Genomic DNA, 19,498 nt, shown 5'->3' on the forward strand with positions numbered 1-19,498 from the left:
CGTGGGCGCCTTCTCGTTGGAGCTGAACTCCGACCAGCGGGACCTGCGCGACTGGGTCCACGGGTTCGCGGCGGAGGTGATCAGGCCTGCCGCCGCCGAGTGGGACGAGCGCGAGGAGACGCCGTGGCCGGTGATCCGGGAGGCGGCGAAGATCGGCCTGTACGGGTTCGAGTCGCTGGCCACCTGGTTCGCCGACCCGGTCGGGCTGTCGCTGCCGATCGCGACCGAGGAGCTGTTCTGGGGTGACGCGGGCATCGGGCTGTCGCTGATGGGCACCGGGTTGGCGGTCGCGGGCATCCTGGCGGCGGGCGAGCCGGAGCAGCTGGCCGAGTGGGTGCCGGAGTGCTTCGGCGACGAGTCGGACCCGCGGGTGGCGGCGTTCTGCGCGTCCGAGCCGCAGGCCGGGTCGGACGTGGCGGGCTACCGGACGCGCGCGGTGTACGACCAGGCGGCGGACGAGTGGGTGCTCAACGGCCAGAAGTCGTGGGCCACCAACGGGGGCATCGCGAACGTGCACGTGGTCACGGCGGTGGTGGACCCGGCGCTGGGCGCGCGCGGCCAGGCGGGCTTCATCGTGCCACCGGGCACGGCGGGCCTGTCGTCCCCGGCGAAGGTGCGCAAGCACGGGATGCGCGCCTCGCACACGGCGGACGTGTTCCTGGACGACGTGCGCGTGCCGGGCCGCTGCCTGCTCGGCGGCCGGGAGCGGCTTGAGGCGCGGCTGGCGCGGGCGCGCGAGGGGCAGCGCGCGGGCGTGCAGGGCGCGATGGCGACGTTCGAGACGACCAGGCCGGTGGTCGGCGCGATGGCCGTGGGCGTGGCGCGGGCGGCGCACGAGTACGCCCTGGCGTACGCGAAGGACCGCGAGGCCTTCGGCCGGAAGATCATCGAGAACCAGTCGATCGCGTTCGACCTGGCGAACGTCCGCGTGGAGATCGACGCGTCCCGCCTGCTGGTCTGGCGCGCGGCCTGGATGGGCCGCAACAACGTGCCGTTCACGGCGGGCGAGGGCTCGATGTCCAAGCTCAAGGCGGCCGAGGTGGCGGTCTGGGCGACCGAGCGCGCGATCCAGGTCCTCGGCGGCGCGGGCTACACCCGCGACCACCCGGTGGAGCGGATGCACCGCGACGCGAAGCTGTTCACGATCTTCGAGGGCACCTCGGAGATCCAGCGCCTGGTGGTGGCGCGGGCGATCTCGGGGGTGCAGGTGCGGTGAGGGGGGCGCGCGGCGGGTGTCCGGGGGGCGTCCGCCGCGCGGGGGCGGACGTGGGCGGTGCTCCGCAGCGCGCCGGTCTCCTCCAGGCGCCCCCACGCGGTGGAGCCGTGGTGCTCGGCGCAGGGCCGCCCCTCGCGCCGCGCCCTCAGGTCGTCCTCACCGGTTCGGGAGTGAGTGGCGGTCGGCGTTCGACGGCGTGAAGAGGAGAACGGTGACCTCGGGGAGTGCGGCGAGCTTCGCGCGGATCAGCGGTTCCACGTCCGACCAGGGAAGACCGCCGTTCCCGGCGCCGAGCGGAGGGATGGCGATCGACTTGATCGACCGCTCCTCGATGACGCGGACCAGGTCGTCGAGCCCGGTTTCGACGTCGGAGAGCTTGGACCGTGATCTCCAGTGCCCCTTGGTGGGGAAGTTGACCACGTACTTCGGGCCGGTGACCGCGTTGCGCTCCACCACGTGCATCCGGCCGAGCTCCACCACGCCGTCCTCGCAGGCGCGCGCGTAGCTCTCGAAGCTCTCCGGGTAGCGGCGCTTGAACTGCAGCGCCAGCCCCCTCCCCATCACCCCGACGCAATTCACCGTGTTGACGAGTGCTTCGACGTCGGCCTCCAGGAGGTCGCCCGCCCCGTTCTCGATCACCGGTGCTCCTGGCTGTAGTAGAGGTGCGGGGAAACACGGTACTGCAGTGCGGTCCCCTCCCCACCGGACCAGCCTCGTCCCCGCAGCGGGAACCGCGCTGCTCACCCGCTGACCGACCCCTCCAGCACCGGCCGCCCGCCGCTCCACACCGCGAACCGCCACCCCTCCACCGTCCGCCGCGCCGAGAACTCCGCCCGCGCGGGCAGCCCCAGCGGGGTCTTGAACCGCGCGTCCACCACCTGCGCCCCGCCGATCCGGCCCTCCAGCGCCGCCACGCAGCGGGCCTTCGTCCACATCCCGTGCGCGATCGCCCGCCTGAACCCGAACGCGCGCGCCGCCAGCCCGAACAGGTGGATCGGGTTCCGGTCGCCGGACACCGCCGCGTACCGCCTGCCCACGTCGCCGGGCACCCGCCACACCGCGCTCGGCTCCGGTGGCTCCAGCACCCCGCCCGACCGCGCGCCACCACCCCCCGAGCGCCGTAGATATGTCGACACGTCGACCCAGACCCGCTCCCCGTCGACCTCGGCCGTGGTCACCGCGTCGAACTGGCGACCCCGCTCGTGCGGGCGCAGGTCCTCCAGCCGCACCCGCAGCTCCAGCGGCTCGCCGACCAGCAGCGGCCTGGTCTGGGTGACCCGGTTGGCCACGTGCACCAGCCCCGGCAGCGGGAACGGGAAGCCGCGCGCGGTCATCAGGTCCACCTGCAGCGCGAACGCCAGCACGTGCGGGTAGGTCACCGGCAGCTCGTCGCGCCGCCGGAACCCGCACACCCGCGCGTACTCGGCCAGGTGGTCCCGGTCCACCACGACCCGCGCCGAGCGCTCACCCCCCGGCAGCTCCTCACCCCGTCGGGCGAACCCCGACAGGGCGGCCTTCGCGTACAGCAGTCCCAGGTTCGCCATCACGCCCCCAGCAGGCTCTGCCCGCACACCCGCACGACGTTGCCGGTTACCCCGCCCGACGCCGGGTGCGCGAGCCACGCCACGGCCTCGGCCACGTCCACCGGCAGCCCGCCCTGCGCCACCGAGTTGAGCCGCCGCCCGACCAGCGCGGGCAGCAGCGGCATCGCGGCGGTCATCGCGGTCTCGATGAACCCCGGCGCGACCGCGTTCGCCGTCCCCCGCCCGCGCAGCTCCTCGGACAGCGCCTCCACCAGGCCGATCACCCCGGCCTTGCTGGCGGCGTAGTTGGTCTGGCCCGCGTTCCCCGCGACGCCCCCGATCGACGACACCCCCACGACCCTGCCACCGCGCCGCAGCACCCGCAGGAGTTCGCCGTTCAGCCGCTCCTGGGCGGCGAGGTTCACCGACAGCACGGCGTCCCACTCGTCCGGGGTCATCCGACCGAGGGTGCGGTCGCGGGTGATCCCCGCGTTGTGCACCACCACGTCCACCCCGCCGTGCCGCTCGGCCAGCAGCTCGGCGACCCCGCGCGGCGCGTCCGGCGCGGTGATGTCGAAGTGGCACGCCGACCCGCGCACCCGGTTCGCGACCTCGGCCAGCGCCGCGCCGGACGCGGGCACGTCCAGGCAGACCACGTGCGCCCCGTCCCGGCCGAGCACCTCGGCGATGGCCGCCCCGATCCCCCGCGCCGCCCCGGTGACCAGCGCGACCTGCCCGTCGAGCGGTCGCCCCCGGTCGGAGGGCGCGGGGGCCTCGGCCGGTCCGATCCGCACGACCTGGCCGGACACGTACGCCGAGCGCCCGGACAGCAGGAACTCGACCGTGGACCCGATCGCGCCCTCGGCCCCCTCGGCGACCTGGACCAGCTGCGCGGTCGCGCCCCGGCGCAGCTCCTTGCCGAGGCTGCGGGTGAACCCCTCCAGCGCCCGCTGCGCCGCGCGGGAGGCGGCCCCCTCGGGCGGCGAGCCGAGCACCACGACCCGCCCGCACGGGGCGAGCGAGCGCACGACGGGCTGGAAGAACGCGTGCAGCTCCCGCAACCGCGCCACCGAGTCGATCCCGGTCGCGTCGAACACCAGCGCGCCCCACAGCTCCCCGCTCACCGCGCCGACGGCGGGCCCGCCCACCCCGCTCGCGACGCCACCGCCCGCAGCCGCCGCGCCATCGCCCGCAGCCGCCGAACCGCCGTCCACCGAACCGCCGTCCACTAGGCCGCTCGCCCCCGAGCCGCCCGCTCCCTGGCCGCCCGCCCCCGACCGGCCCGCCGCCTCGACCACCCGAACCCCGGCCTCCGCGATCACCCGCCCGACCGGCCCGCGCAACCGCCCGCCACCCCCGAGCAGCACCGGCCCGTCCAGCAGCGGCTGTCCGGGGACGTGCCGCCGCAGCGGGTGCGGCGCGGGGAGTCCGAGCTTGCGAACGACCAACCGCCCGAGGGCGGTCCCGGCGAAGGACTGGTACCGATCCATGAGTGCATCACACTCCCTACCGGCTAGTAAGTCTACTCGCGAGTAGGTAAGCTTCGGGCCACCGCGACGAGGGAGGCCACGTGGCAGGCACCAGGAGGGTCGCCGTCCTCGGCGGCAACCGCACCCCGTTCGCCCGAGCGGGCGGCGCGTACGCCCGAGCCTCGAACCAGGACATGCTCACCGCCGCCCTCGACGGCCTGGTCGCCCGCTTCGGCCTCGCGGGCGAGCGCGTCGGCGAGGTCGTCGGCGGCGCGGTCCTCAAGCACAGCAGGGACTTCAACCTCGTCCGCGAGTCCGTCCTCGGCAGCGCCCTGTCCCCCACCACCCCCGCCACCGACCTCCAGCAGGCCTGCGGGACCGGCCTCCAAGCCGTGATCACCGTGGCCAACAAGATCGCGCTCGGACAGGTCGACTCCGGGATCGCGGGCGGCGTCGACACCGCCTCCGACGCCCCGATCGGCGTCAACGAGGGCCTGCGCGAGGTCCTGCTGGAGTTCAACCGCGCCCGCACCACCGCCGCCCGCCTGCGCGCGCTCGGCAAGCTGCGCCCCGGCCACGTCGTCCCGGACGTCCCGCGCAACGGCGAGCCCCGCACCGGCAGGTCGATGGGCGAGCACGCCGCGATCACCGCGCGGCAGTGGGGAATCACCCGCGCCGAGCAGGACGAGCTCGCCGCCGCCAGCCACCGCAACCTCGCCGCCGCCTACGACTCCGGCTTCCTCGACGACCTGGTGACCCCGTTCCTCGGCCTCACCAGGGACGAGAACCTGCGCCCCGACTCCACCCCGGAGAAGCTGGCCGCGCTGAAGCCGGTGTTCGGCGCCGACTCCGGCATGACGGCGGGCAACTCCACCCCGCTCACCGACGGCGCGGCGGTGGTCCTGCTGGCGAGCGAGGAGTGGGCGGCGGCGCGCGGCCTGCCCGTGCAGGCGTACCTCACCTTCTCCGAGACCGCCGCCGTCGACCACGTGCACGGCGGCGACGGCCTGCTCACCGCGCCGGTCCACGCGGTGCCGAGGATGCTCGCCCGCGCCGGGATCGCGCTGCCGGACTTCGACTTCTACGAGATCCACGAGGCGTTCGCCTCCCAGGTCCTCGCCACCCTCAAGGCCTGGGAGGACCCCGACCACCCGGCGCTCGCGCACGGCGCCCGGCTCGGCCGCGTCGATCGCGCCAGGCTCAACACCACCGGCTCGTCCCTCGCCGCTGGCCACCCGTTCGCCGCGACCGGCGGGCGGATCGTGGCCACGCTCGCGAAGCTGCTCGCGCGCAAGGGCTCCGGGCGCGGGCTGATCTCGATCTGCGCGGCGGGCGGGCAGGGCGTCGTCGCCGTCCTGGAGCGCTGAAACCATTGCGGGACAATGGAAATCCGTCCCCGCATTACTGCGTTCGGCCGTAACGGGCCGCGCTGGGGCGCCGTTATTCGGAGCATGGTCCGTCTTCCACCCGGCCGAGTCCTGACCCTCCTGCTGCCCCTGGCGCTGCTGCCCGCGACGACGACCGCGTGCGCCGAGCGCGAACCCACCTCGACCGTCGTCATCGGCGTCACCGCGTCGGCCAACGAACCCGCCGTCACCCTCACCCCCGCCGTGCGGGCCGTGCTGCGCGAAGCGGTCGTGGGCGGGGACGTGCGGCTGGTCGTGCACCGGTCCAGCGCCAACTCGCCCATCACCCTGTGGGACGGGCCGATCAGCCCGAGGAACGGGGACGGCGCGCTGGAGCGCGATCCGGAGCGGCGCGAGAAGGCGCTCGTCGGGGTGCTGGGCAAGGTCGAGTCCGTGGTCGGCGCGGCGGCGGGCGACAACCCCCAGCTCGACCCGCTCGGCCTGCTGGCCGCGGCGGCGCGCGTGCCGGGCGCGCAGACCGTGGTGCTGCTGAGCAGCGGCCTGCAGACCGCCGCGCCGCTCGACCTCGCCGAGCGCGGGCTCGCCCTGGACGTGCCGGACGCGATCAGCGCGCTCCCGGTCGACGCGGTGCCCCGGCTCGCGGGCAAGCGGGTGCTGCTCAGCGGCCTCGGCGAGGTGGCCGGTCCGCAGCAGCCCCTGCCCGACGACGGCAGGCGGGCGCTGGGCGAGCTGTGGCGGGGGATCTGCCTGCGCGGGCAGGGCTCCGGGTGCGACCTGGACGTGACGGCGGGCGAGCGGCGGGAACCGGTGTCGCTGGTGCGGGTGCCCGTCGTGCCGGTGGCGGGCGGGCTGCCGGACGAGCCGCCGGGTGGCTCCGCCGACCAGGGCGCCGCCGACGCGGGCTCCGGGGAGGACGCGGACGCGGGCGCGGTCGCCGGGAGCGCCACGGAGGTGGTGACCCTGCCGAACGCCCTGCTGTTCCAGCCCGACTCGGACGTCCTGGTGCCCACCGCGTCGTCGGCGATGGAGCGCATCGCCCGCCGGTTCGGGCCGGGCACGACGGCGCGGATCACCGGGCACACCGCGCACCGGGGCGCGGCGGAGGGCGCGCTGGCGCTGTCCGAGCGCAGGGCCCGCCGGGTGGCGAACTCGCTGGTGTCGCTGGGGGTCCCGCGCGCGGCGCTGACCTCGGTGCGCGGCGTCGGGTACGACGAGCCGGTGCGGCCCGAGGTCGACGCGACCGGGCAGCCGGTGCCGGGGGCGGCGGAGCAGAACCGGGCGGTGGTGGTGGAGCTGACCGGGCCGGTCGCGGCCGGGTGACGGGGCGCGGGGCCGCGCCGGGTCCTCCCGGCGCGGCCCCAGGGCGCTAGTCCAGCAGCGTCCAGGTCGCGGAGCACCGGACGGTGACCACGATCTGCTGCGCCTCCAGGTTCAGCTGCTCCATCCGCACCGGCTCGCCGGGCGCGCCACCGGCCCCGTAGGCCATGGTCGCCCTCGCGGCCTCGGCCGCCCACACCTCGCCGTCGCCGTCGGCCAGCCGCAGCAGCGGGCCCAGCCGGGCGCCCAGCGCCGCCGCGTACCCCTCGGCCCGGCGCCGGGCGTCGGCCACAGCGGCCTGCTGGGCCTCGGTGACCGCGTCGACGTCGGAGGACAGCTCCCAGGTCGGCCCGTTGAGCCAGGCGGGCTCGGCGGCGACCAGCCCGGACAGCAGCTCGTCCAGGACGGCGAGGTCCGTCGCCCGCACCACGTACCGCTGCTGGGCGCGCGCGCCCGCCCGGCGGTCGCCGAGCCAGTTGTCGTGCACCGACAGCGACCGCACCCGCACCTCGGCGCCGTCGCGGCGCAGCAGCTCCTCCACCCGCCCGACCCGCTCGGCGAGCGCGCCCGCGGCCTCGTTCCTGGTCGAGGCCTCGGCCTCGAAGGTCACGTCCACCTGCGCGCGGTCGGCGGTCCGCTCGACCCTGCCGACACCCTTGGTCACCACTTCGGCCATGCACCCCAGCCAACCCGTCCGAGTGGTCCCTGACAACACGTCCGAAAGACGGGTGGGGCACGGACGAAGGTCCCGGAAAGTCACCGGGTCAGACACGCGGGGTAGTTGTTGATCAGCACAGGGTAGTTGCTGCACGGGTGAATCTTCGGTAGCAAGAGGGTTGTGGCCGACGAATCTTCGGTATGTGCCCCGGCTCACCGGAGAATCGTTTGCGTTGTGTTACGGGAAGGGTGCATACTTGACACGTACCGCCCCGAAGCGCCAAGCAATACTTTTGAGAGGGATGAGTTCCCGATGAACTTCGCTGCGAAGCTCCGCGCCCGCCGTGTCGAGGCTCGCAACCGCAAGGCCGTCGCCCGCGCCATCGACATGGCTCCGACGCCCGCGATGCGCCACGAGCTGATCGTGATCGCCCAGGCGCAGGCGAACACCCTCCGCTGAGACTCCCTCCGCTGAAGCCTTCGCGCGCGAACGGCTGCCCGACCTCGACACCGGGCGCGCCCCGCCGGAACCGCGCGAGCTCTTCGGGGGAAAACGACGAGACCCTGCCGCACCTCCCGCGCGGCAGGGTCTCGCGTGCATGTGGGGCACATCAAAACGTGATCCCTGTCGCACGCTTCAGGGGCTGTAACGGCTCACGATCGTGTCTCGATGTTCCAGGTAGCCCCGAAGTGCTGTCGGACCCCCGACCTGGCAGCACCTCGGGGCTCTGCCACGTCCGGCTCCGGGTCGCCCCAGCTCAAACCCCCGGTCGGGGCCCTGGGCCGAGGTCGCCGCGCATCCCACCCGCCACCCCGAGCCCCACTGCCGCACCCCGCGCTCCCGCTGGCAGACGCGCCACACCCGCATCGGAACCCCGAACCTCCCCGGCTCCACCCCGACGCCGGTGCAGCATGGCGGCATGACCGACCCACTGCTCGTAGTAGACGGCGCGAACGTCGTGGGCTCAGTCCCGGACGGCTGGTGGCGAGACCGGGCCGCAGCGGCCGAACGCCTCCGCGACTCCCTCGTGCGGGTGTCCACCGAAGGAGTGCCACCCCTGCCGGGCCCGCTGGAGGTCGTCCTGGTCGTGGAGGGCAGGGCGAAGCACGTGGAGTCCGTGCCGGGCGTCCGGGTCGTGGCGGCCGAGGCGAGCGGCGACGACAAGATCGTCGCCCTGGTGGCCGAAGCCGCCCCGAGACCCTGCACCGTGGTGACGGCGGACCGCGAGCTGAAGGACCGCGTCCGAGCCCTGGGCGCCCACACCCTGGGCCCGAAGACGGTCCGCTGACCTGGAGCGCACCCCGCCACCAGCCCCGCGACCACCCGGTCGTGCGCCCCACCACCGTCCCAACCGGTGGGCTGGGGAACACCCACCCCCCACCCCGGTGTTCACTTCCCCCGTGACGACCGCGCGACGCCGTGCCCGTGTCCGTGCCCCCGAGCTCGTCGGCCGGGGCTGGCTCAACACCGGGGACCAGGACATCACCCTCGCCCAGCTCAGGGGCAAGGTCGTCCTGCTCGACTTCTGGACCTTCTGCTGCATCAACTGCCTGCACGTCCTGGACGAGCTCCGCCCCCTGGAGGCCGAGTTCGCCGACGTCCTGGTCACCATCGGCGTCCACTCGCCGAAGTTCGTCCACGAGGCCGACCCGGACGCACTGGCCGCCGCCGTCGAGCGGTACGAGGTGCACCACCCCGTCCTCGACGACCCCGAGCTCACCACCTGGCAGAACTACGCCGTCAAGGCCTGGCCGACCCTCGTCCTGGTCGACCCCGAGGGCTACGTCGTGCACGTCGCCGCCGGTGAGGGCCACGTCGACGCGCTGCGCCAGGTCGTCACCGAGCTGATCGCCGAGCACGACGCCAAGGGCACCCTGCACCGGGGCGACGGCCCGTACGTCGCCCCGCCCCCGCCGGACACCGCCCTGCGCTTCCCCGCCAAGGCCGTGCTGACCCCGGCGGGCACCCTCCTGGTCAGCGACTCCGCCCACCACTCCCTGGTCGAGCTGGCCGCCGACGGCGAGACCGTCCTGCGCCGCATCGGCACCGGCGAGCGCGGGCGCGCGGACGGCCTCGAACCCACCTTCTCCGAACCCGCGGGCATCGCCCTGCTCCCGCCCGAGGTCGCCGCCGCGACCGGCTACCACGCCGTCGTCGCCGACACCGTCAACCACCTCCTGCGCGGCCTCGACCTGGACACCGGCGAGGTCACCACCGTCGCGGGCACCGGCGAGCAGTGGCGCGACGGCGCGACCGACGGCCCGGCCGACGAGATCCCGCTGACCAGCCCGTGGGACCTGGTCTGGTGGGAGCCTGCGAACGCGGTCGCCATCGCCCTGGCGGGCAACCACACCCTCGGCCTGTTCGACCCGGTCGCGAAGCGCCTGGAGCGCCTCGCGGGCACCACCGTCGAGGGCCTCAACGACGGCCCCGCCGACCAGGCCTTCTTCGCCCAGACCTCGGGCCTGGCCTCGGACGGCGAGCGGCTGTGGCTGGTCGACTCGGAGACCTCCGCCCTGCGCTGGCTCGACCCCGACCGCACCGTCCACACCGCGATCGGCAAGGGCCTGTTCGACTTCGGCCACCGCGACGGCCCCGCCGACCAGGCACTGCTCCAGCACCCGCTGGGCGTCACCGCCCTCCCGGACGGCTCGCTCGCCATCGCCGACACCTACAACGGCGCGGTCCGCCGCTACGACCCGGCCACCGGTGAGGTCTCCACCATCGCCACCGACGTCGCCGAGCCCTCCGACGCCGTGCTGGTCGACGGCGAGCTGGTCGTCGTCGCCTCCGCCGCGCACCGCCTGGAGCGCCCGGTCGCCCCCGGCGTCCGGATCACCGGCGACGCCCACCGGGTGCGCCGCCCCCCGACCGAGATCGGCGTCGGCGCGCTGGAGCTGGCCGTCGTCTTCACCCCGCCCACCGGCCAGAAGCTCGACGACCGCTACGGCCCGTCGACCCGCCTGGAGATCACCAGCTCCCCGCCGGGGCTGCTGGTCGGCGGCGCGGGCGTCGGCACGGACCTGGTGCGCGAGCTGCGCGTCGCCGAGGGCTTCACCGAGGGCGTGCTGCACGTGGTGGCCCAGGCCGCGAGCTGCACCGACGACCCGGCGGTGGAGCACCCGGTCTGCAAGCTCACCCGCCAGGACTGGGGCGTCCCGGTCCGGATCACCCCGGACGGCCCGGCGCGGCTGCCGCTGATGATGGGCGGCCTGGACGGGTGAGGCGGGCTCGCTCCGACGGGTGAGCACGGGGGGACACCGGGGGGCCACGTAGACTCCTCCGGTGTCCGATGTCAAGCTTGAGATCCAGATGCTGCACGACCGCGTCATGGTGCGGATCTCGCCGGAGGACGGCGAGCGCCGCAGCAGCGGGGGCATCGTGATCCCGGCGACCGCGCAGGTGGCGAAGCGTCTGGCGTGGGGTGACGTCCTCGGCGTCGGCACGAACGTGCGCCACGTGAAGGTCGGGGACCGGGTGCTCTTCAACCCGGATGACCAGTTCGAGGTCGAGGTCCAGGGCCACGCCTACCTGGTCATGCGGGAGCGCGACGTGCACGCCACCGCGACCGAGCGGACCGACCACGGCACAGGTCTTTACCTCTGACGGGTCGGAACGTGACCACCGCGTGACGACGGTCGGGTAAGCAGTCCCAGGACCTTGCGGTAGAGCAAGAGGGGGAGCGGTGCCGGAGAACCAGCGACCGGAGCACGACGCCGAGCGGACCACGGCCATGAAGAAGCCGTCCCACCCGCCGTCGAGCACTGCTTCGGAGCGCACCACGATCATCTCCGCCTCGGCGGTGAACCAGGGCTGGCCGTCGGAGGAGCCCGACGCCGCCACCGCCGCCACGAGCACCGAGTCGGACGCGTCCACCGCGGCCACCGTGCAGAACGTGCAGCCCGCGAGCGACGTGACGCGCGCGCTCGACCCCGAGGGCGCCAAGCCCAAGGCCGACGTGACGCGCGCGCTCAACCCGGAGGGTGCGCCGGGCGGCGCCGCCGAGGCGACGACGAAGAGCAGCAGTGAGAGCGAGGACGCCGCCGGGCAGACCGGTGGCGAGCAGGACCCGCCGTGGATGCGGTCGGGGGCCCAGGGAGCAGGGGCGCAGGGAGCAGGCGCGCCGGGAACGGGCGCCCAGACCGGAACGCCCCCGAAGGGGACCCCGCAGGCCGGTGGTCCCCAGACCGGCGGCTCCCAGGAGGTCACCCGGAACCTGAGCGCGGACGCGACGAAGAACCTCGGCGCGGACGCCACCCAGGCGGTCACCCCGGAGGGGCAGCGCAAGTTCCAGTCCGCGCCGCCCCCCGGCTCCACCGAGGCGACCGCGGTCTTCGCGCCCGTCACGGGGAGCGGCGACACCACCGTCGTGAACCCCGGTCGGGGGACCATCCCGCCGGGCGCGCGCACCGGGACCCCGGCGGCGGGCATCCCGATGGGCACCCCGCCGGGTGGGATGAGCGTGCCTCCGGGCACCCCTCCGGGTGGGATGAGCGTGCCTCCGGGGCAGCGCCCCGGCACGTTCCCGCCCCAGGGCGCGGCGCACCCGGCCGAGGCCACGGTGTTCGGCCCCCACATGGTCGAGCAGCAGCCGGACGGGGGCGCCCCGGCGTCCGAGGCCGACGACAAGCGCAAGCGCAACCGCAAGATCGGCCTGGTCGCGGCGTCCGTCGTGGGCGCGCTCGCGGTGCTGTGGGGCATCGACCTCGCGGTGTCCAGCGGCAACGTCCCGCGCGGCGTCACGGTCGCGGGCGTCGACGTCGGCGGTATGAGCCACGCCGACGCCGAGGGCAAGCTCCGCGACGAGATCAGCCCCCGGCTGGAGAAGCCGATCAAGGTCACGGCGGGCGACGTCGAGACCGAGCTGAACCCGAAGGCCGCGGGGCTGGAACTGGACTGGGCCGCCACGCTCGACCAGGCGGGCAGCCAGCCGCTGTCCCCGATCACCAGGGTCACCTCGTTCTTCAGCAGCCGCGAGGTCGGCATCGTCTCCAAGGCGGACGACGCCAAGGTGACGGCCGCCCTGGAGGGGCTGCGCGGCACGACCGACCACGACCCGGCCGAGGGCACGATCCGCTTCGAGGGCGCCAAGCCCGTCGCCGTCGACCCGAAGCAGGGGCAGAAGCTGGAGGTCCCCGAGGCCTCGCGGGTGCTGCTGTCCAGCTGGGCCAACGGCAACGGCGTCGAGCTCCCGGTCGCCACCACCCCGGTGAAGACCACCGAGGAGGGCGTCGCCAAGGCGCTGGAGGAGGTCGCCACCCCGGCGGTCGCCTCCCCGGTCGTGATCAAGGGCGAGGGCAAGGACGCCACCCTGACCCCGGAGAACCTGGCCACCGTCCTGGTGTTCGAGCCCGCCGACGACGGCTCGCTGAACGCCAAGGTGGACAACGGCAAGGTGATCGAGGCCGCCGGTCCCCAGCTGAAGGAGACCGAGAAGGAGGGCAAGGACGCCGAGATCGTCTTCGACGGCGGCAAGCCCACCGTGAAGGAGTCGGTCGACGGCCTCGGGGTCGACTGGGACAAGTCCCTGAACGGCTTCATCGACGTGCTCAAGCGCGGCGACAAGCGCGAGGTCAAGGCGGAGTACAAGCACACGCCCGCCAAGGTGACCACCGAGCAGGCGAACAAGATGGGCATCAAGGAGGTCATCGGCGAGTTCCAGACCGGTGGCTTCGCCCAGGACTCCGGCGTGAACATCCGCGTGGTGGCCGAGAAGGTCAACGGCGCGATCGTGAAGCCGGGCGAGACGTTCAGCCTCAACGGCTACACCGGTCCGCGCGGCAAGGCGGAGGGCTACGTGGACGCGGGCATCATCGAGAACGGCGCCCCCGGCCGCGCGGTCGGCGGCGGCATCTCGCAGTTCGCCACGACGCTCTACAACGCCTACTACTACGCGGGCATGAAGGACGCCGGGCACAAGGAGCACAGCTACTGGATCTCCCGGTACCCGGCGGGCCGCGAGGCCACGGTGTTCATGGACACGGCGGGCAACAGCCTGATCGACATCAAGTTCACCAACCCGGACGACACGGGCGTCGCGATCCAGACCATCTGGACCGCGAGCTCCATCAAGATCGTCCTCTGGGGCACCAAGAACTACGACGTCACCGGCTCGACGGGTGAGAAGACCAACCACACCGAGCCGCAGGAGATCAAGAAGTCCACGCAGCCGTGCGTCGCGAGCGCGGGCGCCCAGGGCTTCACGGTCACCGACACCCGCACGATCAAGGACCGGCGCACCGGCCAGTCGCGGAACGAGACCCGCACCGTCAAGTACGACCCGTCGCCGAAGATCGTGTGCGAGGCGCCGCCCGCCTAGCGCGGAACGCACCACGCGGAACGCACCACGCTCAACGCTCGGTGATTCGCTGTAGCCACGACCGGGTATCACTCGGTCGTGGCTAACAGCGTTCACGAGGTGCGGAGACACCCGGCGGTTCAACTGCTCGGCCGGGCGGGCATGGTCTGCTACGGGATCGTCCACGTCCTGCTGGCGGCGCTGACCGTCCAGGTCGTCCTCGGCGACTCCGACCAGCAGACCGATCAGAAGGGCGCGGTCGCGACCATCGCCGAGGCGCCGTTCGGCGTCGTGCTGCTGTGGATCGTGGCCATCGGCCTGTTCGCGTTCGCCGTGTGGCAGGCCGCGCTGGCCGCCTCCGGCTACAGCTGGGTCACCGAGAAGCGCAAGCGCCTGTTCCGCCGGATCTCGGCGGGCGTCCGCGCGGTCGCGGGCGTCGCGATCGGCATCGCGGCCATCACCTACGCGGTGGGCGGCTCGTCCTCGGACTCGGGCTCCCAGCAGCAGACCCTCACGGCCAAGGTGCTGGCCATGCCCGGCGGGCAGTTCCTCGTCGGCATCGCCGCCCTGGTGGTCATCGGCGTCGGGGTCAACCAGATCCGCAAGGGCGTCAAGAAGTCCTTCAAGGACGACCTGAACATGTCCGAGCTGCCCCAGGGCACGCAGAAGACCGTCGAGCGGCTCGGCCAGGTCGGCTTCATCGGCAAGGGCATCGCGATCGCGACCATCGGCGTCCTGGTCGGGCTCGCCGCGATCTTCGCCGACCCCAACCAGTCCGGCGGCATGGACAAGGCGCTGCACACCCTCGCGGGCCAGCCCTACGGCGTCGTCGTGCTGATCGTCATCGCGCTCGGCTTCGTCGGCTACGGCGGCTACTGCTTCGCGGCGGCCAAGGCCCACAAGTGATCGCGCACGCGTGAGAGCGGGCCCGCCCGCGCAGGGGACGGGCCGGAACGCGGAGGAGGGCGGCACCCACGTCGGGCGCCGCCCTCCCGCGCGTCACGGGGACGTCGGTCAGAACGCGGCCTCGTCCAGGTCCATCAGCGAGTTGTCGGTGCTCTCGGTGGACTTGCGGCGCGCCGACAGCTCGGGCAGCACGGTCTTGGCGAAGAACGACGCCACCGCGACCTTGCCCTCGTAGAACGCCTTGTCCTTGGCGGACGGCGCGCCGGCGAGCTTGGTCAGCGCCACCTCGGCCTGGCGCAGCAGCAGCCAGCCGACCAGCACGTCACCGGCGGTCATGAGCAGCCGCACCGAGTTCTGGCCGACCTTGTACAGGTTGGTCACGTCCTCCTGCGAGGAGGTCAGGAACCCGACGAGCGCGCCGAGCATCCCCTGGAGGTCCTCCAGGCCCTGCTTGAGCAGCGCCCGCTCCTCCTTGAGCCTGCCGTTGCCGCCCTCGGCGTCGAGGAACGCCTGGATCTCGCCGTTGATGTGCGCGAGCGCCTGGCCCTTGTCGCGGATGATCTTCCGGAAGAAGAAGTCCAGCGACTGGATCGCGGTGGTGCCCTCGTACAGCGAGTCGATCTTCGAGTCGCGGATGTACTGCTCGATCGGGTAGTCCTGCAGGAAGCCGGACCCGCCCAGCGTCTGGAGCGACTGCGCGAGCTGCTCGTAGGCCCGCTCGGAGCCGACGCCCTTGACCACCGGCAGCAGCAGGTCGTTGACCTTCTCGGCCAGCGCCTGGCCCTCGCCGCCCAGCTTGATCCTGTCCTGGAACGTCGCGGTGTACAGGTACACCGCGCGCAGGCCCTCGGCGTAGGCCTTCTGCAGCATCAGGCTGCGGCGCACGTCCGGGTGGTGGGTGATGGTGACGCGCGGCGCGGTCTTGTCCGTCATCCGGGTCAGGTCGGCGCTCTGCACCCGCTCCTTGGCGTACGCCAGCGCGTTCAGGTAGCCGGTCGAGAGGGTGCCGATGGCCTTGGTGCCGACCATCATCCTGGCGTACTCGATGACCTGGAACATCTGCGCGATGCCGTCGTGCACCTCGCCCAGCAGCCAGCCCTTGGCGGGCACGCCGTGCTGGCCGAAGGTCAGCTCGCAGGTGGTGGAGGCCTTCAGGCCCATCTTGTGCTCGACGTTGGTGACGAAGGCGCCGTTGCGCTCGCCGGTGGACTTGCCGGTCTCCGAGTCGAAGTGGAACTTCGGCACCAGGAACAGCGACAGGCCCTTGGTGCCCGGCCGGGACTCGATGCCGGGGCCCTCGGGGCGCGCCAGCACCAGGTGCATGATGTTCTCGGTCAGGTCCTGGTCACCCGAGGTGATGAACCGCTTCACGCCGTCCAGGTGCCAGGAGCCGTCCTCCTGGCGCACGGCCTTGGTGCGGCCCGCGCCCACGTCCGAACCGGCGTCCGGCTCGGTCAGCACCATGGTGGCGCCCCAGCCGTCGTCGATCATGAACTGGGCCCAGCGCTGCTGCTCCTCGGTGCCGTTGCGGTGCACGACCGTGGCGAAGTTGGGGCCCGCCATGTACATGTACGCGGACGGGTTCGCGCCCAGGACCAGCTCGGACGCCGCCCACTGCACCGAGGGGGGCACGCCGAAGCCGCCGAGGTCCTCCGGGAGCGACAGCCGGTACCACTCGCCGTCCCAGAGCGCCCGGTAGGACTGCCGGAACGACTCGGGCAGGGTCACCGAGTGGGTCTTGGGGTCGAAGACCGGCGGGTTGCGGTCGGACTCGGCGAAGGAGTCGGCCAGCGGGCCGACCGCGAGGTTGTTCAGCTCGGTGAGGATGCCGCGCGCGGTCTCCTCGTCGGCCTGCTCGAACGGCCCCGTGCCGAGGTGGTCCTGCACGTTGAAGACCTCGAAGAGGTTGAATTCGAGGTCTCGGACGTTGCTCTTGTAGTGACCCATCTCGTCGCTCACTCCATCAAGGTCGGGGCCTGATCCCCCTTACTGACCGGTAACAAGCAGGGTATTACCTGTCAGTAACCTCGGCAAGGCCAGCCACCCGGTTGTGGTCGACCGAACGCCGGAGCGCCCCCTCCCGTTCCACCGGACGCGTGACGGCGGACGTCCTCCTGGCACGACCGGGACCGGCGCCCGCGAACGGGCGCCGGTCCGCGCCGAGGGGCCTCCCCCGGCGAACCGCAGGTCCCGGCCTAGGGCGCCAGCCGACCGCTGAGCAGCCCGGCCTGGTACGCCAGCGACACCGCGTGCGTCCGGTCCCGCGCCCGCAGCTTCCGCAGGATGTTCTTCACGTGCGTGCGCACCGTCTCCACCGACACGTACAGCGCGTCCGCCACCGACTGGTTCTCCAGGCCGTCCGCGATCAGCTGGAGCACCTCGTACTCCCGCCGCGACAGCGCCCGCCTGGTGCCCGAGTCCGCGCCGGGGCTGAACCCCGCCGCCAGCGGCGCCAGCGTCGGGTCGAGGTGCACCCGCTCCCGGTGCGCCCGCAGGATCGCCTCCACCACCTCGGCGGGCTCGGCGGTGCGCGGCACCAGGCCGCGCACCCCCGCGGCGAGCGCGCCGCGCACGTACTTCGGGGTGCGGTGCGGCTCGCGCACGAGCGCGACCACCGCCAGTTGCGGATCGCTCGCGACCAGCAGCGAGGCCAGGTGGCCCTGCGGGTCGAGCACCGAGTCGACCAGCAGCACGTCCGGCCGCAGCCGCTCGTGCAGCCGCACCGCCGAGTTGAGGTGCCCCGTCGAGCCGAGCCAGTTCAGCCCCGGCGTCCGGCGGACCACCGCCGCCAGGCCCTCCCGGAGCAGCGGCACGGGGTCGACGAGCGCGACCCCCGGTCCTGAGGCAAGTCGAGCAGCGCCCGCCGCGGACAGCGGGCGCCCGTTGACGCCGGTTCCCATGGACCTGTGACGCAGCGGACCCCGCGATATGACGCGGTTTCCCCGAAGAAAGATTTACTCACTCTGCGTGACTACTGATCAAGTATGTGAACAAGGATCACAAGTGTGAGTCATTTGACCGGTGTGGGCTACCGCACACGGCAACACCTCCGTAAGACCTACGTCACACGTCCGCGTGGGAGCCGCCCGGAACCGCCGCCCGAGCCGAGCTGCCCACGCGCGGGCATCAGCGCACGCAGGGAGGACAGATGGACACCCTCGACTGGGTCGTGGTCGGCGGGTACTTCTTCGTCATGGTGGGGATCGGCGTCTGGTCGCGGGGGCGGATCAGCACCATCGCCGACTTCTTCACCGCAGGCGGCCGGATGCCCTGGTGGCTCTCCGGGATCTCGCACCACATGTCCGGGTACAGCGCGGTCATGTTCGTGGCCTTCGCCGCCGAGGCGTACCGGCTCGGGCTGACCGTCTACATCTGGTGGGCGCTGACCATCGGCGTCGGCGTGGGCATCGGCGCGTTCTTGTGGGCGCCCGCGTGGAACCGCCTGCGCTCCAAGCACGGGGTCAAGTCGCCGCTGGAGTACCTGGCCATCCGGTACGACGTGCCCACCCAGCAGATCATGGCCTGGGCGGGCGCCGCGCTGAAGGTCGTCGACATCGCGGCCAAGTGGGTCGCGGTCGCCGTGCTGCTCCAGGGCTTCGCGGGCGTCGACGTGTGGGTCGGCATCCTCGTCGTCGGCGTGGTCACCATGGTCTACTCGGTGCTCGGCGGCCTGTGGGCCGACGCGCTCACCGACTTCGGGCAGTTCGTCATCCAGGGCCTCGCGGGCATCGCCATGTTCGTCGCGGTCGCCGCCCACTTCGGCGGGATCGACTTCATCTGGACCATGTGGGACCGGCTGCCCGCCTCGCACAGCGAGCCGCTGACCGGGCCCTACACCCTGGTGTTCTTCATGGCGCTCTTCCTGATCAAGACGCTGGAGTACAACGGCGGCATGTGGAACCTGGCGCAGCGCTACATGGCCGCGCCGTCCGGGGCCGCCGCCCGCCGCTCCGCCCTGCTGTCCGCCGTGCTGTGGCTGGTGTGGCCGCTGGTGCTGTTCCTGCCGATGTGGGCCGCGCCGCTGATCGTGCCCGGCATGGAGGCCAACGCCGAGCAGGCCTACGTCGAGATGGGCAAGGCGATGCTCCCGGCGGGCATGGTCGGCCTGGTGCTCGCCGGGTTCTTCTCGCACACCATGGCGATGGTGTCCTCGGACGCCAACGTGATCGCGGCCGTGATCACCCGCGACATGCTGCCGAGGCTGTGGAAGCGGGCCACCGGGCTCTCCCCCGACGCGCAGCTGAAGCTGGCCAGGTTCACCACGTTCGTCTTCATCGGGTTCTCCATGACGATCGCGCTGACGGCGGACACCAAGGGGTTCGTGCTCAAGATCGTGATCGCGCTGGTGGCGGCCACGATGGGCCCGATCGCGATCCCGCTGATGCTCGGGCTGCTGCCGCCGTTCCGCAGGATCGGGCCGCTCGCGGCGAAGGCGTCCGTGATCGGCGGCCTCGGCACGTGGGTGTTCCTGTACTGGCAGCAGCAGTTCGAGAAGGCCGAGTGGGTGACCCAGGGCGTGATCGTCTCCTGGCCGCTCGTGCTGTCCCTGGTGCTCTACCTGACGATCGGCTTCCTCAAGCCGCAGCCGTCGCCCGAGCGCGAGGCGCTGGTGGAGTCGCTGCGCACGGACGCGGCGACCGGCGAGGCGCTGCCGGTGGCGGTCGACGCCGAGACCCGGACCCGGACCGGGCGCGACGCCGACAGCCGGAACGAGAAGGAGTGACGGAGACCGGCGCCGCCCGCT

At 73.0% G+C, this 19,498-nt stretch carries 16 protein-coding genes; 10 read left to right on the forward strand and 6 right to left on the reverse strand.

What is annotated here, in order from left to right; all coding sequences use genetic code 11:
• The first annotated feature begins 1 nt into the window (after position 1).
• The gene (locus tag LV78_RS08025) at positions 2-1,216 is read left to right on the forward strand and encodes an acyl-CoA dehydrogenase family protein (protein ID WP_253844077.1); all 1,215 of its coding nucleotides are present in this window, start codon (positions 2-4) and stop codon (positions 1,214-1,216) included.
• A 156-nt stretch (positions 1,217-1,372) separates the two neighbouring features.
• Here LV78_RS08025 and darG read toward each other — a convergent pair whose 3' ends face one another.
• From darG to LV78_RS08040, 3 genes are all read right to left on the reverse strand, one after another.
• Positions 1,373-1,855 (reverse strand): type II toxin-antitoxin system antitoxin DNA ADP-ribosyl glycohydrolase DarG, encoded by a 483-nt coding sequence (darG, locus tag LV78_RS08030; RefSeq protein WP_253844078.1) that lies wholly within the window; start codon positions 1,853-1,855, stop codon positions 1,373-1,375.
• Positions 1,856-1,956: 101 nt separating this feature from the next.
• Positions 1,957-2,760 (reverse strand): MaoC family dehydratase, encoded by an 804-nt coding sequence (locus tag LV78_RS08035; protein WP_253844079.1) that lies wholly within the window; start codon positions 2,758-2,760, stop codon positions 1,957-1,959.
• Positions 2,760-4,229, reverse strand: a complete 1,470-nt coding sequence (locus LV78_RS08040; protein ID WP_253844080.1) for a 3-oxoacyl-ACP reductase — start codon at positions 4,227-4,229, stop codon at positions 2,760-2,762. The genes LV78_RS08035 and LV78_RS08040 overlap by 1 nt, the downstream gene beginning before the upstream one ends.
• 80 nt (positions 4,230-4,309) lie before the next feature.
• Here LV78_RS08040 and LV78_RS08045 point away from each other — a divergent pair, with 80 nt between their 5' ends.
• The gene (locus LV78_RS08045; RefSeq protein ID WP_253844081.1) at positions 4,310-5,575 is read left to right on the forward strand and encodes an acetyl-CoA C-acetyltransferase; all 1,266 of its coding nucleotides are present in this window, start codon (positions 4,310-4,312) and stop codon (positions 5,573-5,575) included.
• A gap of 84 nt (positions 5,576-5,659) precedes the next feature.
• Positions 5,660-6,895: an OmpA family protein gene (locus LV78_RS08050; protein ID WP_253844082.1), complete on the forward strand. Its 1,236-nt coding sequence runs from the start codon at positions 5,660-5,662 to the stop codon at positions 6,893-6,895.
• Positions 6,896-6,941: 46 nt separating this feature from the next.
• Here LV78_RS08050 and LV78_RS08055 read toward each other — a convergent pair whose 3' ends face one another.
• Positions 6,942-7,568, reverse strand: a complete 627-nt coding sequence (locus tag LV78_RS08055) for an SIMPL domain-containing protein (RefSeq protein WP_253844083.1) — start codon at positions 7,566-7,568, stop codon at positions 6,942-6,944.
• A 294-nt stretch (positions 7,569-7,862) separates the two neighbouring features.
• Here LV78_RS08055 and LV78_RS08060 point away from each other — a divergent pair, with 294 nt between their 5' ends.
• From LV78_RS08060 to LV78_RS08085, 6 genes are all read left to right on the forward strand, one after another.
• A complete protein-coding gene (locus LV78_RS08060) occupies positions 7,863-8,009 on the forward strand; it encodes a hypothetical protein (protein WP_015805641.1) in 147 nt (48 codons plus the stop codon).
• Positions 8,010-8,469: 460 nt separating this feature from the next.
• Positions 8,470-8,838 (forward strand): PIN domain-containing protein, encoded by a 369-nt coding sequence (locus LV78_RS08065; protein WP_253844084.1) that lies wholly within the window; start codon positions 8,470-8,472, stop codon positions 8,836-8,838.
• A 112-nt stretch (positions 8,839-8,950) separates the two neighbouring features.
• The gene (locus LV78_RS08070; protein ID WP_253844085.1) at positions 8,951-10,774 is read left to right on the forward strand and encodes an NHL domain-containing thioredoxin family protein; all 1,824 of its coding nucleotides are present in this window, start codon (positions 8,951-8,953) and stop codon (positions 10,772-10,774) included.
• An 88-nt stretch (positions 10,775-10,862) separates the two neighbouring features.
• The gene (locus LV78_RS08075) at positions 10,863-11,156 is read left to right on the forward strand and encodes a GroES family chaperonin (RefSeq protein ID WP_049797036.1); all 294 of its coding nucleotides are present in this window, start codon (positions 10,863-10,865) and stop codon (positions 11,154-11,156) included.
• A 79-nt stretch (positions 11,157-11,235) separates the two neighbouring features.
• Positions 11,236-13,869, forward strand: coding sequence for a VanW family protein (locus tag LV78_RS08080; protein ID WP_253844086.1), 2,634 nt, complete (start codon positions 11,236-11,238; stop codon positions 13,867-13,869).
• 99 nt (positions 13,870-13,968) lie between these two features.
• Positions 13,969-14,754 carry a DUF1206 domain-containing protein gene (locus LV78_RS08085; protein ID WP_253844087.1) on the forward strand — a complete coding sequence of 262 codons (786 nt, stop codon included), beginning with the start codon at positions 13,969-13,971 and terminating at the stop codon, positions 14,752-14,754.
• 108 nt (positions 14,755-14,862) lie between these two features.
• On the opposite strand, the gene LV78_RS08090 is transcribed toward LV78_RS08085, so the two are convergent.
• Both LV78_RS08090 and LV78_RS08095 read right to left on the reverse strand, forming a co-directional pair.
• The gene (locus LV78_RS08090; RefSeq protein WP_253844337.1) at positions 14,863-16,701 is read right to left on the reverse strand and encodes an acyl-CoA dehydrogenase; all 1,839 of its coding nucleotides are present in this window, start codon (positions 16,699-16,701) and stop codon (positions 14,863-14,865) included.
• Between the two features lie 248 nt (positions 16,702-16,949).
• Entirely contained in the window at positions 16,950-17,654 is a 705-nt protein-coding gene (locus LV78_RS08095; protein WP_015805634.1) for a response regulator transcription factor, read from the reverse strand.
• Positions 17,655-17,902: 248 nt separating this feature from the next.
• On the opposite strand from LV78_RS08095, the gene LV78_RS08100 reads away from it, so the two are divergent.
• Positions 17,903-19,477 carry a sodium:solute symporter family protein gene (locus LV78_RS08100; RefSeq protein WP_253844088.1) on the forward strand — a complete coding sequence of 525 codons (1,575 nt, stop codon included), beginning with the start codon at positions 17,903-17,905 and terminating at the stop codon, positions 19,475-19,477.
• Positions 19,478-19,498: the final 21 nt, after the last annotated feature.

It is taken from the genome of Actinosynnema pretiosum, assembly GCF_024171695.1.
In the GTDB taxonomy this organism is placed as follows: domain Bacteria; phylum Actinomycetota; class Actinomycetes; order Mycobacteriales; family Pseudonocardiaceae; genus Actinosynnema; species Actinosynnema pretiosum.

Bases quoted from the DNA above. Each gene is read 5' to 3' on its own strand.
- LV78_RS08035 (WP_253844079.1), bottom strand. From the start codon at position 2,760: ATGGCGAACCTGGGACTGCTGTACGCGAAGGCCGCCCTGTCGGGGTTC.
- LV78_RS08040 (WP_253844080.1), bottom strand. From the start codon at position 4,229: ATGGATCGGTACCAGTCCTTCGCCGGGACCGCCCTCGGGCGGTTGGTC.
- LV78_RS08050 (WP_253844082.1), top strand. From the start codon at position 5,660: ATGGTCCGTCTTCCACCCGGCCGAGTCCTGACCCTCCTGCTGCCCCTG.
- LV78_RS08055 (WP_253844083.1), bottom strand. From the start codon at position 7,568: ATGGCCGAAGTGGTGACCAAGGGTGTCGGCAGGGTCGAGCGGACCGCC.
- LV78_RS08060 (WP_015805641.1), top strand. From the start codon at position 7,863: ATGAACTTCGCTGCGAAGCTCCGCGCCCGCCGTGTCGAGGCTCGCAAC.
- LV78_RS08065 (WP_253844084.1), top strand. From the start codon at position 8,470: ATGACCGACCCACTGCTCGTAGTAGACGGCGCGAACGTCGTGGGCTCA.
- LV78_RS08075 (WP_049797036.1), top strand. From the start codon at position 10,863: ATGCTGCACGACCGCGTCATGGTGCGGATCTCGCCGGAGGACGGCGAG.
- LV78_RS08090 (WP_253844337.1), bottom strand. From the start codon at position 16,701: ATGGGTCACTACAAGAGCAACGTCCGAGACCTCGAATTCAACCTCTTC.
- LV78_RS08095 (WP_015805634.1), bottom strand. From the start codon at position 17,654: ATGGGAACCGGCGTCAACGGGCGCCCGCTGTCCGCGGCGGGCGCTGCT.
- LV78_RS08100 (WP_253844088.1), top strand. From the start codon at position 17,903: ATGGACACCCTCGACTGGGTCGTGGTCGGCGGGTACTTCTTCGTCATG.